12 protein-coding genes are annotated in these 13,210 nt (G+C 61.6%); 7 read left to right on the top strand and 5 right to left on the bottom strand.

Features of this window, described 5'->3' with window-relative positions; genetic code table 11:
- The first annotated feature begins 31 nt into the window (after positions 1–31).
- The 4 genes from ACIPSK_RS28185 (at position 32) to ACIPSK_RS28170 (ending at position 4,755) form a co-directional block, all read left to right on the top strand.
- Complete coding sequence (locus ACIPSK_RS28185; protein ID WP_162119369.1) at positions 32–1,036, top strand: ABC transporter permease; 1,005 nt, start codon at positions 32–34, stop codon at positions 1,034–1,036.
- A gap of 84 nt (positions 1,037–1,120) precedes the next feature.
- The gene (locus ACIPSK_RS28180) at positions 1,121–2,068 is read left to right on the top strand and encodes a substrate-binding domain-containing protein (protein ID WP_017967943.1); all 948 of its coding nucleotides are present in this window, start codon (positions 1,121–1,123) and stop codon (positions 2,066–2,068) included.
- Positions 2,069–2,318: 250 nt separating this feature from the next.
- The gene (locus ACIPSK_RS28175) at positions 2,319–3,371 is read left to right on the top strand and encodes a sugar phosphate isomerase/epimerase family protein (protein ID WP_162119368.1); all 1,053 of its coding nucleotides are present in this window, start codon (positions 2,319–2,321) and stop codon (positions 3,369–3,371) included.
- Between the two features lie 196 nt (positions 3,372–3,567).
- Positions 3,568–4,755 carry a Gfo/Idh/MocA family protein gene (locus ACIPSK_RS28170; RefSeq protein WP_162119367.1) on the top strand — a complete coding sequence of 396 codons (1,188 nt, stop codon included), beginning with the start codon at positions 3,568–3,570 and terminating at the stop codon, positions 4,753–4,755.
- 70 nt (positions 4,756–4,825) lie between these two features.
- Here ACIPSK_RS28170 and ACIPSK_RS28165 read toward each other — a convergent pair whose 3' ends face one another.
- Positions 4,826–5,230: a DoxX family protein gene (locus ACIPSK_RS28165; protein ID WP_162119366.1), complete on the bottom strand. Its 405-nt coding sequence runs from the start codon at positions 5,228–5,230 to the stop codon at positions 4,826–4,828.
- 237 nt (positions 5,231–5,467) lie between these two features.
- Between ACIPSK_RS28165 and ACIPSK_RS28160 the strand changes: the two genes are divergently transcribed.
- The gene (locus ACIPSK_RS28160) at positions 5,468–6,841 is read left to right on the top strand and encodes a GH1 family beta-glucosidase (RefSeq protein WP_162119365.1); all 1,374 of its coding nucleotides are present in this window, start codon (positions 5,468–5,470) and stop codon (positions 6,839–6,841) included.
- A gap of 116 nt (positions 6,842–6,957) precedes the next feature.
- Entirely contained in the window at positions 6,958–9,171 is a 2,214-nt protein-coding gene (locus tag ACIPSK_RS28155) for a putative bifunctional diguanylate cyclase/phosphodiesterase (protein ID WP_162119364.1), read from the top strand.
- A gap of 53 nt (positions 9,172–9,224) precedes the next feature.
- Here the strand turns inward: ACIPSK_RS28155 and trhO are convergent, their stop codons facing one another.
- The 4 genes from trhO to ACIPSK_RS28135 form a co-directional block, all read right to left on the bottom strand.
- Positions 9,225–10,154 (bottom strand): oxygen-dependent tRNA uridine(34) hydroxylase TrhO, encoded by a 930-nt coding sequence (gene trhO / locus ACIPSK_RS28150; RefSeq protein WP_162119363.1) that lies wholly within the window; start codon positions 10,152–10,154, stop codon positions 9,225–9,227.
- Positions 10,155–10,225: 71 nt separating this feature from the next.
- Positions 10,226–10,702 carry a VOC family protein gene (locus tag ACIPSK_RS28145; RefSeq protein WP_162119362.1) on the bottom strand — a complete coding sequence of 159 codons (477 nt, stop codon included), beginning with the start codon at positions 10,700–10,702 and terminating at the stop codon, positions 10,226–10,228.
- A 155-nt stretch (positions 10,703–10,857) separates the two neighbouring features.
- Positions 10,858–11,766, bottom strand: coding sequence for a CHAD domain-containing protein (locus ACIPSK_RS28140; RefSeq protein WP_162119361.1), 909 nt, complete (start codon positions 11,764–11,766; stop codon positions 10,858–10,860).
- Positions 11,744–12,232 (bottom strand): CYTH domain-containing protein, encoded by a 489-nt coding sequence (locus tag ACIPSK_RS28135; RefSeq protein WP_162119360.1) that lies wholly within the window; start codon positions 12,230–12,232, stop codon positions 11,744–11,746. The genes ACIPSK_RS28140 and ACIPSK_RS28135 overlap by 23 nt, the downstream gene beginning before the upstream one ends.
- A gap of 152 nt (positions 12,233–12,384) precedes the next feature.
- On the opposite strand from ACIPSK_RS28135, the gene ACIPSK_RS28130 reads away from it, so the two are divergent.
- Positions 12,385–13,023: a 2-dehydro-3-deoxy-phosphogluconate aldolase gene (locus ACIPSK_RS28130; RefSeq protein WP_018483505.1), complete on the top strand. Its 639-nt coding sequence runs from the start codon at positions 12,385–12,387 to the stop codon at positions 13,021–13,023.
- Positions 13,024–13,210: the final 187 nt, after the last annotated feature.

Raw genomic sequence — 13,210 nt, 5'->3', positions numbered from 1 at the left:
GAAAATATGGGACGGGAGGTTGGTTTTGGAAATGAGTGTCAACGAGGAGACCAGGGAAATCCGGCGCCGATCCTGGCGGGATGTCGACCTGCGTGCGGTCGCGCCCTTCGTCGCCCTGGCGCTGCTGCTGATTGTCGGAGCCCTGGTCAATCCCAATTTCATCGGCATCACCAACCTTGCCAATGTCGCGACGCGCAGTGCCTTCATCGCCATCATCGCGGTCGGTGCGACCTTCGTAATATCAGCAGGGGATCTCGATCTGTCGGTCGGCTCGATGGTGGCCTTCGTCGCCAGCCTGATGATCCTGCTGATGAATTCGGGCGCCATCGCAAACCCCGCTTTGATGCTCGTGGTCGCGGTCGTCTTCACCATCGTCGCCGGTTCGCTGTGCGGCCTGGCGAACGGCCTGATCACGACCGTCGGCAAGATCGAGCCGTTCATCGCGACGCTCGGCACAATGGGCATCTATCGCGGCCTGACGACATGGCTGTCGCAAGGCGGCGCGATCACGCTTCGCTCCGCCGATATCCAGACGCTCTATCGCCCTGCTTATTTCGGCAATGTCGCCGGCATACCGGTGCCGATCGTGGTGATCCTGGCGGTGACCGCGGTCGCGGCCTTCATCCTCTATCGCACCCGCTACGGGCGCCATGTCGTGGCTGTGGGATCAAACAGCGACGTCGCCCGCTATTCCGGTATTGCGGTCAACCGCGTGCGCACGATCGCGTTCGTCATCCAGGGACTGTGCGTTGCCATTGCCGTGCTGCTCTATGTTCCCAGGCTTGGCTCGACATCGGCGACGACGGGCATCCTGTGGGAGCTGCAGGCGATCACGGCCGTCGTCGTCGGCGGCACGGCGCTCAAGGGCGGCGCGGGCAGGGTCTGGGGCACGATCTGCGGCGCCTTCATTCTCGAACTGGTCGGCAACATCATGCTGCTTTCGAATTTCATCAGCGAGTATCTGATCGGCGCCATCCAAGGTGCGATCATCATTATCGCCATGTTCGTTCAGCGCTCGCTGGTGCGCAAATCATGAGTGAACCGTGCTTGCAATTGATCGGGCTTACAGGGCGTCCGGTCCCGATATGGAAAAGTCCCTGAAGTTATGGGAGGAAATAGCATGCGTAAATTGATGTTGGGCTTGGCGGTTGCGGCGGTGACGTTCGCCGGCGCCGCTCACGCCCAGGACAAGAAATTCACGATCGGCGTCTCCATTCCGGCCGCCGACCACGGCTGGACGTCGGGCGTCGTATTCCATGCCGAACGCGTCGCCAAGCTGCTGATGGCCGAACATCCTGGTCTCAATGTCATCGTCAAGACTTCGCCGGACGCCGCAAGCCAGGCCAACGCCGTGCAGGATCTCGATACGCAGGGCATCGACGCCCTCGTCATCCTGCCGTCGGATCCGGATCCGCTCGTCAACGCCATCAAGGAAGTCAAGGGCAAGGGCAAGTTCGTCGCCCTCGTCGACCGCGCGCCGAGCAACAACGACAATTCCGTGCGCGACCTCTATGTCGCCGGCAACAACCCGGCTCTCGGCGAAGTCGCAGGCAAGTACATCAAGGACACCACGCCGGACGCCGAAGTGGTGGTCATCCGCGGTCTGCCGATCCCGATCGACCAGCAGCGCCAGGACGGCTTCGACAAGGGCATTGCCGGCTCGAACGTCAAGGTTCTCGACCGCCAGTACGGCAACTGGAACCGCGACGACGCCTTCAAGGTCATGCAGGACTACCTGACCAAGTACCAGAAGATCGACGTCGTATGGTGCCAGGACGACGACATGGCTGTTGGCGTTCTGCAGGCGATCGAGCAGGCCAAGCGCACCGATATCAAGTATGTCGTCGCCGGCGCCGGCTCCAAGGACATGGTCAAGAAGGTCATGGACGGCGACAAGCTGATCCCGGTCGACGTTCTCTATCCGCCGGCAATGGTCGGCACGGCGATGGAGCTGACGGCGGCGGCACTCTACGATCAGGTCCCGGTTCATGGCAGCTACATTCTCGATGCGACGCTCGTCACCAAGGAGAATGCCAAGGACTTCTATTTCCCGGATTCGCCGTTCTGATCGATTGACTGGAGATATGCGCCCATTCGAAAGAATGGGCGCATTTTATATGCTTCCACTATAGCGGCTAGCCGAAAATGCTGCACGTACCTCTTGCCCGTCAAAGCCCATCATGATTAGCTCGCAGCCATATCGCATTTGGCCTCGCGCCAAATTCGACGCAAGGGCGAGGAGGCGCCTTGCTCCCGCCAAATAGCGTGCTACAACACTTCAGAAACGTTTACGGTCGATATTCAGGGAGGAATCTGACATGAAGACGATCAAGGGCCCCGGCCTTTTCCTTGGCCAGTTCGCGGGCGATATTGCGCCATTCAACTCGTGGGACGCAATCACCAAATGGGCGGCCGACATCGGTTACAAGGGCGTCCAGGTGCCGACCTGGGCCAGCCAGCTGATCGATCTCAAGAAGGCCGCCACGTCCAAGGATTATTGCGACGAGTTCGCCGGCAAGGCCCGCGAAAACGGCATCGAGATCACCGAACTCTCTACCCATCTGCAAGGTCAGCTCGTCGCCGTTCACCCGGCCTATGACGAAGCCTTCGACGGGTTTGCGGCACCCGAGGTGCGCGGCAATCCGAAGGCGCGCCAGGAATGGGCGGTCGAGCAAGTCAAGATGGCGCTGACTGCATCGAAAAACCTCGGGCTCAAGGCGCATGCGACCTTCTCCGGCGCGCTTGCCTGGCCCTTCATCTATCCCTGGCCGCAGCGCCCTGCCGGTCTGGTCGAGACTGCCTTCGACGAACTCGCCCGCCGCTGGACGCCGATCCTCAACCATGCGGACGAGAACGGTATTGACGTCTGCTACGAGATCCACCCGGGTGAAGACCTGCATGACGGCATCACCTTCGAGATGTTCCTCGCGCGCGTGAAGAACCATCCGCGCGCCAACATGCTCTACGATCCCTCGCACTACGTCCTGCAGTGCCTCGATTATCTCGACAATATCGACATCTACAAGGACCGCATCAAGATGTTCCACGTCAAGGATGCGGAGTTCAATCCGACCGGGCGCCAGGGCGTTTATGGCGGCTATCAGGGCTGGGTGGAACGCGCCGGCCGATTCCGCTCGCTCGGTGACGGTCAGGTCGATTTTGGCGCGGTGTTTTCGAAGATGACGGCGAATAATTTCGATGGCTGGGCCGTGGTCGAATGGGAATGTGCGCTGAAGCATCCGGAGGATGGTGCCCGCGAAGGCGCCGAATTCGTTGCCGCCCATATCATTCGCGTTACCGAGAAAGCCTTCGACGATTTCGCCGGCAGCGGCACGGATCAAGCGGCGAACCGGCGGATGCTGGGGCTCTAACGCATAGGGGTGCCGTGATGCTGCCCCTCACCCTAACCCTCTCCCCGTTTTGACGGGGAGAGGGTACTTGCCACACGAGACGGCAAAGATGGGCATAGACATCGCGGCATATCCCCTTCTCCCCGCTGGCGGGGAGACGGTGGCGGCAGCCGGATGAGGGGCCGCGTCCGCACCAAATTAAATTTCAGGAGGAATCATGGCAATCGAAGCATCATCCGAACAGACCCGCGAGCCACGCATCCGGCTCGGTATGGTGGGCGGCGGCGCGGGCGCGTTTATCGGCGCGGTGCACCGTATCGCGGCACGCATCGACGATCAGTACGATCTCATCGCCGGCGCGCTGTCGTCGACGCCTGATAAGGCGATCGCATCCGGCCGCGATCTCGGCCTCGATCCGTCGCGGACCTATTCCAGCTATCGCGAGATGGCGATCCGCGAGGCGAAGCTGAAGAACGGCATCGAGGCAGTGGCGATCGTCACGCCGAACCATGTGCACTACGATGCAGCCAAGGAATTCCTGAAGCGCGGCATCCATGTCATCTGCGACAAGCCGCTGACATCCAACCTTGCCGATGCGAAGAAGCTGAAGAAGATCGCCGACGAGAGCGGCGCACTCTTCGTGCTGACGCATAATTACACCGGTTATCCGATGGTCCGCCAGGCGCGGGAGATGATCGCGAATGGCGAACTCGGCGATATAAGAGTCGTCCAGGCCGAGTACCCGCAGGACTGGCTGACGGAAGCGGTGGAGCAAACCGGCCAGAAACAGGCCGCATGGCGCACCGATCCGGCGCAGTCCGGCGTCGGCGGCTCGACCGGCGATATCGGCACGCATGCCTATAATCTCGCCGCCTTCATCACTGGTCTGGAGCTCGACAGCCTCGCTGCCGATCTCGACAGCTTCGTTCCCGGCCGCCGGCTGGACGATAATGCGCATGTCATGCTGCGCTTCAAGGCGAAGGGTTCGGAGAAGCCGGCCAAAGGCATGCTCTGGTGCAGCCAGGTGGCGCCCGGCCATGAAAACGGTCTGATGGTGCGCGTCTACGGCACCAAGGGCGGGCTGGAATGGACCCAGAAGGACCCGAACTACTTGTGGTACACGCCTTTCGGCGAGTCGAAGCGGCTGATCACCCGCGGCGGCGCCGGTTCAGGCGCAGCTGCCGGCCGTGTCACGCGCGTACCATCCGGGCATCCTGAAGGTTATCTCGAAGCCTTTGCGACGATCTATACGGAAGCCGCGCATGCGATCAATGCCCGCAAGAAGGGCAAGGCCGTCGACAAGGCAGTGGTCTATCCCACGGTCGATGACGGCGTGAAGGGTGTGGCTTTCGTCGAAGCCTGCGTCGCGTCTTCCAAGAAGAACGGCGCATGGGTCAAGGTCTGAATTGCCGATCTGGATTGCGCCATGAAAGCGCCGAGGCGGGGTCAAGCCGCCTCGGCATTTGCTTATTTGGTCAGGCAGTAGCAGTGCGGCCGCGCTTGAGCAGGCTGTCGACGCTCAACGGTTCGGCTCCTGCCGCCACCAGATAGAGAAACACGAAGCAGAACAGGATCGCCGCGACGCCGCCGTTCTGCGCAGGGTAGATGACCTTCGAGGCATGGCCGATGAAATAGGCGAAGGCCATCAGGCCCGAGAGCACGAAGGCTGCGATACGGGTCTGGAATCCGACGAGCACCAGGAAGCCGAAGGTGAGTTCGAGCAGTCCGGCAATCCAGGAGAGCGATCCCGCCGGCGGCACGCTTGCCGCAGCCGGAAAATGCAGGATCTTCTGTGTTCCGTAGCTGAAAAGCACGAGTGACGAGACGATGCGCAACAGGCTCAGCAGATGAGGCTGCAGCGAATGGACCGAAGAGAGCATTGGATTCCTTTCACATTTGTGATGCCATTTCCGGTGTAAGGATCTCGGTCTCAACGGCCAAGTCACGACTGCTGACATTGCCGTTTGAGGTCGGCTGCGCGGTAAGGGAAGGACGGTTGCAGCTGTTCTGGCTTCCCCCTGCAACGTTGCAGTTTTTCTCGCCGTCAGCCTGTACTTTGCCTTCAGGCTTGGCTAAATCCGGCGCAAACGGCTCAACCTGAGAGATAGGACTTGCAGATGATCGATCCGAAGAAACTCGCGGAACGCTTTCCCGGCGACTTCACTTTCGGCGTTGCCACCGCTGCCTTCCAGATTGAAGGCGCCAGCAAAGCCGATGGCCGCAAGCCATCCATCTGGGATGCTTTCTGCAATATGCCCGGCCGCGTCCACAATCGCGATAACGGCGATATCGCCTGCGATCACTACAATCGCCTGGAACAGGACCTCGATCTCATCAAGGAGATGGGTGTCGAAGCCTACCGGTTCTCGATTGCCTGGCCGCGCATTATCCCCGACGGCACGGGTCCGGTAAACGAGGCCGGCCTCGATTTCTACGATCGGCTGGTCGACGGCTGCAAGGCGCGCGGCATCAAGACCTTCGCGACGCTCTACCACTGGGATCTGCCTCTGTTGCTCGCCGGCGAAGGCGGCTGGACGACGCGCTCGACCGCCTATGCGTTTCAGCGCTATGCCAAGACGGTGATGAACCGCCTTGGCGACCGCCTCGACCGGGTCGCGACCTTCAACGAACCCTGGTGCATCGTCTGGCTCAGCCACCTCTACGGCATCCATGCTCCGGGCGAGCGCAACATGCAGGCCGCCCTTCACGCCATGCATTACATGAACCTTGCCCACGGCCTCGGCGTCGAGGCGATTCGCTCGGAAGCCCCTGGTGTGCCCGTCGGGCTTGTGCTCAACGCCGCCTCGATCATTCCCGGCTCCGACAGCCCGGCTGATCTTGCCGCCGGCGAGCGTGCGCATCAGTTCCACAACGGCGCCTTCTTCGATCCCGTCTTCAAGGGCGAATATCCGAAGGAATTCGTCGAGGCGCTCGGCGACCGCATGCCCGTCGTCGAGGATGGCGACCTGAAGCTGATCAGCCAGAAACTCGATTGGTGGGGCCTGAACTACTACAAGCCCGAGCGCGTCACCGACGATGCCGAACGCAAGGGCGATTTCCCCTGGACGGTGGAAGCGGCGCCGGCAAGCGACGTCAAGACCGATATCGGCTGGGAAATCTATGCGCCAGGCCTGAAGCTCTCGATCGAGGATCTCTACCGTCGCTACGAACTTCCGGAATGCTACATCACAGAGAACGGCGCCTGCGACAACACCGATGTCGTCGACGGCGAGGTCAACGACACGATGCGCCTCGACTATGTCGGCGATCACCTCGACATCGTTGCCGGTCTCATCAAGGACGGCTATCCCCTACGCGGCTACTTCGCCTGGAGCCTGATGGACAATTTCGAATGGGCGGAAGGCTATCGCATGCGCTTCGGCCTCGTGCATGTCGACTATGAGACCCAGGTACGCACGGTGAAGAAGAGCGGCAAATGGTACCGCGAACTTGCGGCCCAATTTGCGAAGGGCAATCACACGCCGGGTTAGGGGGCGCCCGTCCGGCGGTTGCAGGCACAAAATAGCGCGTCAGAAAGCTGCAACAGCCGGTTGCTTAAACGTTTTTGAACCCTTGACTGGCAAAGTCCGACGGTCAGGGAGCCGTAATGCAGACAGTCGGAAAGTCGCAGAGCAAGGGATTGGGAATAGGCCGTCACATCACCGTTACCGGCGTGCTTTTCTCCTTCGCGGTCATCGTCGCCGTCGTCACCATCATGGTGCTGACGGCGCTCGAACGCGTGGCCGAAAATGCCAATCTCCTCGATGACGAGCGCTCGCGCGAAACGACGGCCGGCGCGTTGAAAACCTTCGAGGATCAGCTCGGCGCGACGCTCGACGATTACGCGGCCTGGGACGACGCCGCCGTCAACGTCTATGCGCCCGACGGTATGGCCTGGACGGTGAGCAATTACGGCGAGATGTCGGTCAATAGCTCGCTTTTCGATGTGGCGATCGTCGTCGATGACGCGAAGAAGGCGGTCATGGCCTATCGCGACGGCAAGCCGATGGAGGAGCCGCTCGCGGATTTCTTTGCGCCGTCGCTCTGGACCCTGTTCGACAGGGTGAAGGCGGTCGGCCCGGCCGACCATCCTCAGGCGATCGGCTTCGTCACCACCAAACGGGGCATTGCCGCCGTCGGCGTGGCGTTGGTTCGGAAAAAGTCCGGTGCGCTTGGCGCGCCCGCCGGCCAGCACCGCTACCTCGTTTTCGCCCGCCATCTCGATGACGACAGGGTGACTGCCCTCGGCCAGACCTATGTCATCGGCGGGCTGAGGCTGGCGCCGCCGAGTTTTGCGGCCGACTATCTCGTGCCGATCGTCGATCCGACCGGGGTAACGCTCGGCAAATTCGTCTGGATCTCGCGCTCACCTGGCGATATCGGCTATGCACAGGTGCGGCCGATGGTCATCCAGGCGCTCGGCCTCGTCGGATTGTTTTTCGTGGTATTGCTGGTCATCGGCTGGCTTGCCGGCCGCCGCCTGAAGGCAGAGGAAGGCAGCGCCCGCGAGGAGGCGTTGCGCGACAGGCTGAGCGGCCTTTCCAATCGCGACGGCCTCGGGCTCGCCGTCGATCGTTTTGTCGTCGAGGCACGCCAGACCAAGCGCAACGTGCTGCTCCTCTACCTCGACCTCGATGGCTTCAAGGAGGTCAACGACAGCTATGGCCACGGCACCGGCGACCAGTTGATCCGGGCGGTCGCGGCCGGGCTCGCTGTGCTCATTCCGCAGGGTGCGGTTCTCGCCCGCATCGGCGGCGATGAATTTGCGATCGCCTTTCTCTCCCACAGCGAGAATGCCGCCGCTCTGCAGTTGGCCGAGCAGATCCTCGATTTTCTTGTCGAGCCGCTGGAGATCGGTCGCCGTGTCGTCGTCGTAGGGGCAAGCATCGGCATCGCCATGTCGCCTTCCGGCGCGATTGGGCGTGAGGAACTGGTGCGCCGCTCCGACCTTGCCATGTACAAGGCGAAGGAGGCCGGCCGCGCGCGCATGATGCTCTACGATCCGTCGATGGATGCGGATCGGGAGCAGCGCAATGCGCTGGAACTCGATCTCCGGATCGCCATCGAAAGCGGCGACCTGACGCTCGCCTACCAGCCGCTGATCGATGCGGCGACGCATGTGATCACCGGCGTCGAGGCGTTGGTGCGCTGGAACCGTCCGGGCCATGGTCCTGTTTCGCCCGAGCTGTTCATCCCGATCGCCGAGACCAGCGGCCTCATCGAATCGCTTGGCTTGTTCGTGTTGCGCAAAGCCTGCGAGACGGCCAAACAATGGCCGAACCTCAACGTCTCGGTCAACGTCTCGCCCGGCCAGTTCCGCAATCCCGCGTTTACCGACTATGTGCGCTACGTGCTGAAGCAGACGGAGATCGAGGCTGGTCGCATCACGCTGGAGATCACCGAAGGCTACATGATCCAGAACCCGCAGCGCACCCGCCAGTCGATCGAACGGTTGAAGGGGCTGGGGGTCAAGGTGGCGCTCGACGATTTCGGCTCCGGCTTCTCCTCGATCGGTTATCTCAGACAGTTCGGTTTCGACCGCATCAAGATCGACCGCTCGTTGGTCATGGGTGTCAACGAGGACAAACGCCAGCGCGAGATGCTGCAGGCGACGGTGGCGCTCGCCCGCTCGCTCGACATTCCGGTGACGGCCGAAGGCATCGAGACCGAGGAGCAGGCGATAGCCATGCGCCGTTTCGGCTGCGACTGCCTGCAGGGCTATTGGTTCGGAAAGCCTGCGACATCAGACCTTATCACCGAGATGCTGAACGAGCGGCGCGCAGCCGGGCCGGAAACTCTGCGCCGTATCGGCGCAGCCTGACCGGCAGCCCGATCATCCTCAGGCAGCAAGGCTGGTCCAAACGGAACCCCGGCTCAGCTGCCGATATGTCGCTGGCCACGCTTTTTCGCGAGGGCGATCTGGTGCTGCCGCTGACGGTAACGCAGCCGGTCTTCTTCCGTGCGCGTATGATAGCAGTGACTGCAGGAAACCCCCTCTTCGTAAAGCGGGGAGGTGATTTCTTCCGCGGTGATCGGGTTCCGGCAGGCGTGGCATAGCCGGTGTTCGCCTTGCTTCAGACCGTGCTCGACAGATACGCGCTCGTCGAAGACGAAGCAGGCGCCATCCCAGAGGCTTTCCTCCTGCGGCACTTCCTCCAGATATTTCAGGATGCCACCCTTCAGGTGATAGACCTCATCGAAGCCCTGCTCCTTCATGAAAGCGGTGGCCTTCTCGCAGCGTATGCCGCCGGTGCAATACATGGCGACCTTCGGCTTGTTGTGCAGGCCGGGATTGTTGCGCACCCAATCGGGAAATTCACGGAAGGTCTTGGTCTTCGGGTCGAGCGCGCCGCGAAAGGTGCCGATTGCCGTCTCGTAATCGTTGCGGGTGTCGATGACGATGGTATCAGGGTCGGAGATCAGTGCGTTCCAGTCCTTGGCCGTCACATAGGTGCCGACCAACTTGTTGGGGTCGATATCTTCGACGCCCATGGTGACGATTTCCTTTTTCAGCTTTACCTTCATGCGCAGGAAGGGCATTTTCGAGGCACGGCTTTCCTTGTGCTCCAGGCCCGAAAATTCCGGCTGGGCGCGCAGGAAGGCGAGCGCGGCGTGAATGCCGGCATCCGGGCCGGCGATCGTACCGTTGATGCCTTCATGGGCCAGAAGCAGCGTTCCCTTGACGCCGTTCTCCTCGCAAAGCGTCTGCAGCGGCGCTTGCAGGCTGGCAAAGCGCGGCACGGAAACGAAATGGTAAAGTGCGGCCACGAGGAACGGGCTGGTGTGTGTCAGGCTGTCGGTCATGGGCCGGAAATACAGAAAATCGGCGGGCCGCGCAATTGCCTTCGCCAGCGGCGGCCTTGATCGCTGACCGATTACGCTCGCGCCTGCCACGCGGAAAACGGCCGCACGCCGAAACTCCGGTCGGGGATGTCGTCGAGAACGTTGATGAACTCGATCGAGTGCCCGTCCGGATCCTTGAAATAGATCGACAGCGCCGGCATCCCTCCGAGAACCACCGGCTCCGTCACCGGCTCACCGGCAAAGCCGAGAGGTTCCACACCTTTTGCCTTGAGAATGGCGGGCGCCTGCAGCACGCCGTTGGCGGTCATGCGGAATGCGATATGCAGCCGCATTTTCAGCGGCCCGGTTCCTGTTTCCCAAAGGCCGAGCATGCCGGTCTTCCTGTCGTCCACCCAGAGGAAAGCGACTTTACGCTCCTCGAATGAGGCGGCAGGTTCGAGCCCGACGACATCGCGGTAGAAATCCGCGGAGGTCTTGAGATCGGCAACGGTCAGATGGGTCTCGTAGAGCCCGAGCACCTTAGGCATCGCGGCATTTTCGACGGTCATGTTTTCCTCGCGGATCAAGTCTCTAGCTTGTTCGACCATCGCAGGCTAGGGCCTCAAGATTGGTTGAGGTCAATAGGATTCCTTGCGAAATCTTCGGATGCTGAAGCAATGGGAAATGCAGAGCAGCGCAGAAGCACTTTCGGTTTCGCCGTCTCTCAACTCCCGGCCATCAGCCAGAGAAGCTCGATGCGCTCCGCTTCCTCGTCGGCATCATCGGCGAAGACAGCTTCGGCTTTGATCAGCGCTTGCCGTCGGTCTTCCTGCTGGCGGAAGATGATGATGTCGAGCAGATGCGCAAGATCATCATTGCGGGTGAAGAGCTGCGGTTCGGACTCGACCAGTTCGGAGAGCACGGTGAGATCGTGGATGTGGCCGAGATCCTCGACGAGCTCCTTGGCCGCATCGCGTTTGGCCTTCATCGCGGCCGGCCAGACGTCACGCAAAAGGGCATGGTAGAGCCGATAGTCGTAGGTGCGTTTGCGCAGAGTATGGAAATCATCGGCCGATGCTTCGCCATGGCAAGCCGCAAGCGCGGCTTTGGCCTTGCGCGCAGTGCGGCGCCAGCTCTTCGCCAGCATGCGGGCATTCTTGCGATGGCCGCCATTGAACGAGACTTCATCCAGTGCGGCGATCGCCTCCTTCAGAGCGTCCGATGTTTCCGTCAGCCGCTGTTCCAGGCCGCTTTCGGCTTCCGCCATCCACCCACGGCGTCCTTCGAGAATGTTGACGATGCGGCCGAGCGCCTCGTTCTCCTCGTTCCCGCGTGCCGAGTGCTGCAGATATTGCCCGGTGCCGATCAGGGCGGCAGCGTCGCGGATCGCCGAAAGCGAATGTGCGGCATCGCGCAGCCTTGCATTTTCATGGGTCTGGAAATCCGGAACCTCGCGGGCCACGAGGCGGTAGAGGGAGCGTAGTCGTTTCAGGTCCTTGCGGAAGGAATGGATTGCCTCATGCGCGCCGTCCGGCCGCTCATCGAGAACCGTGACGGCGTGTTCCAGCTGCTCGGTGGCGACGTTGCGAAACGCCTCGGTGAAATCGGCATCAGGCCGAATGCGATAGGCCATGCCTGTCGTGCCCGTATTCTGTGGCAAGGGCCTGGTTGGAATAGCGGAAGTCGCCGGTCACCTCGCGGCCGAGCCAGGTGGGCAGCGCCGGACTGTCGGTCTCGGCCGTCATCTCCACCTCGGCGATCACCAATCCGCGGTGCTCGCCGGCAAAAACGTCAACCTCCCAGACGAAGCCCTCATGTGGAACGCGGTGGCGCGTCTTCTCGATGACGACGCCGATGGCTGCCTGCAACAGCTCCTCGGCGTCGGCGATCGGGATGTCGTATTCGAATTCGTCACGGGTGATGGCGCTGCGGCCGATCTTGATCGTCAGTTTCGCTTTCCTGCCGTCGAGGATGCGCACCCGCACGGAACGATCGTCCATCGACGCGATGTAACCCTGTCTGAGGACAGACTTCGTCTCGACGGTGGAACGCCATCCATCGCTGCGTACAAGAAATTTCCGCTCGATCTCTTTCGCCATACCGGTGAACCTTTTGTGACGATTGCGGCACGGTAGCCCAATTTCCATGCATTTCATACCCTTCTCGGCATGCGGTCCGGTTTTATCTCGACAAGGTTCCGCAGGGGCGTTATTCGGGTCCGATTCAATCGTTTCAAGGAGGTCGCGCGACCATGGGCGAGAAAACAGAGAAGCTCCTTTCCATCCTTAAACTCCAGCCCGTCGTTCCGGTCCTGATCGTCGACGATGCGAAGACGGCGGTGCCGCTGGCCCGCGCGCTCGTCGCAGGCGGTCTGAAGGCTATCGAGATCACCATGCGCACGCCGGCGGCACTCGAGGCCGTGCGCGCGGTCGCCGCAGAGGTCGAGGGCGCCGAAGTCGGCGCCGGCACGATCCTCAATGTCGCTCATTGGGAAGCCGCCGTCGCGGCCGGTTCGAAGTTCATCGTCAGCCCGGGTACGACGCAGGAACTGCTCGATGCCGCCGCCGATTCCGACGTGCCGCTGCTTCCAGGGGCTGCGACCGCCAGCGAAGTCATGGCGCTGCGCGAGGAAGGCTACCAGGTGCTGAAGTTCTTCCCAGCGGAGCAGGCCGGTGGCGCCGCCTACCTCAAGGCACTGTCCTCACCGCTTGCAGGCACGCTGTTCTGCCCGACCGGCGGCATTTCGCTGAAGAACGCCAATGATTATCTCTCGCTGCCGAACGTCATCTGCGTCGGCGGTTCGTGGGTGGCGCCGAAAGAACTGGTCGCGGCCGGCGACTGGGCTGGCATTACCAAGCTCGCGGCAGAAGCGGCGGCGCTGAAGGCCTAAACCTTTGTTCGGTGGGGCGACACCCCCTCTGTCCTGCCGGACATCTCCCCCACAAGAGGGCTAGGGCCGATCGACATTCATGGTATCCAGATCATGATCGCAGCGAGATGGATGAATCCTGTGAAGTGAATAGTTCGACGTTCGTAGCGTGTGGCAAAGCGTCGGAAGTGTTTCAGGCGATTGAAGC

Source organism: Rhizobium sp. LARHSG275 (genome assembly GCF_052871115.1).
The sequence above is the reverse complement of the archived record's forward strand: the minus strand, read 5'-3'. Positions and strand labels throughout refer to the sequence as shown.

What these genes read in the sequence shown, in the direction of transcription:
- ACIPSK_RS28170 (WP_162119367.1), top strand. Translation starts at nt 3,568, where the DNA reads ATGGCAATCGAAGCATCATCCGAACAGACCCGCGAGCCACGCATCCGG.
- ACIPSK_RS28140 (WP_162119361.1), bottom strand. Translation starts at nt 11,766, where the DNA reads ATGGCCTATCGCATTCGGCCTGATGCCGATTTCACCGAGGCGTTTCGC.
- ACIPSK_RS28180 (WP_017967943.1), top strand. Translation starts at nt 1,121, where the DNA reads ATGCGTAAATTGATGTTGGGCTTGGCGGTTGCGGCGGTGACGTTCGCC.
- trhO (WP_162119363.1), bottom strand. Translation starts at nt 10,154, where the DNA reads ATGACCGACAGCCTGACACACACCAGCCCGTTCCTCGTGGCCGCACTT.
- ACIPSK_RS28165 (WP_162119366.1), bottom strand. Translation starts at nt 5,230, where the DNA reads ATGCTCTCTTCGGTCCATTCGCTGCAGCCTCATCTGCTGAGCCTGTTG.
- ACIPSK_RS28130 (WP_018483505.1), top strand. Translation starts at nt 12,385, where the DNA reads ATGGGCGAGAAAACAGAGAAGCTCCTTTCCATCCTTAAACTCCAGCCC.
- ACIPSK_RS28155 (WP_162119364.1), top strand. Translation starts at nt 6,958, where the DNA reads ATGCAGACAGTCGGAAAGTCGCAGAGCAAGGGATTGGGAATAGGCCGT.
- ACIPSK_RS28145 (WP_162119362.1), bottom strand. Translation starts at nt 10,702, where the DNA reads ATGACCGTCGAAAATGCCGCGATGCCTAAGGTGCTCGGGCTCTACGAG.
- ACIPSK_RS28185 (WP_162119369.1), top strand. Translation starts at nt 32, where the DNA reads ATGAGTGTCAACGAGGAGACCAGGGAAATCCGGCGCCGATCCTGGCGG.
- ACIPSK_RS28160 (WP_162119365.1), top strand. Translation starts at nt 5,468, where the DNA reads ATGATCGATCCGAAGAAACTCGCGGAACGCTTTCCCGGCGACTTCACT.
- ACIPSK_RS28175 (WP_162119368.1), top strand. Translation starts at nt 2,319, where the DNA reads ATGAAGACGATCAAGGGCCCCGGCCTTTTCCTTGGCCAGTTCGCGGGC.
- ACIPSK_RS28135 (WP_162119360.1), bottom strand. Translation starts at nt 12,232, where the DNA reads ATGGCGAAAGAGATCGAGCGGAAATTTCTTGTACGCAGCGATGGATGG.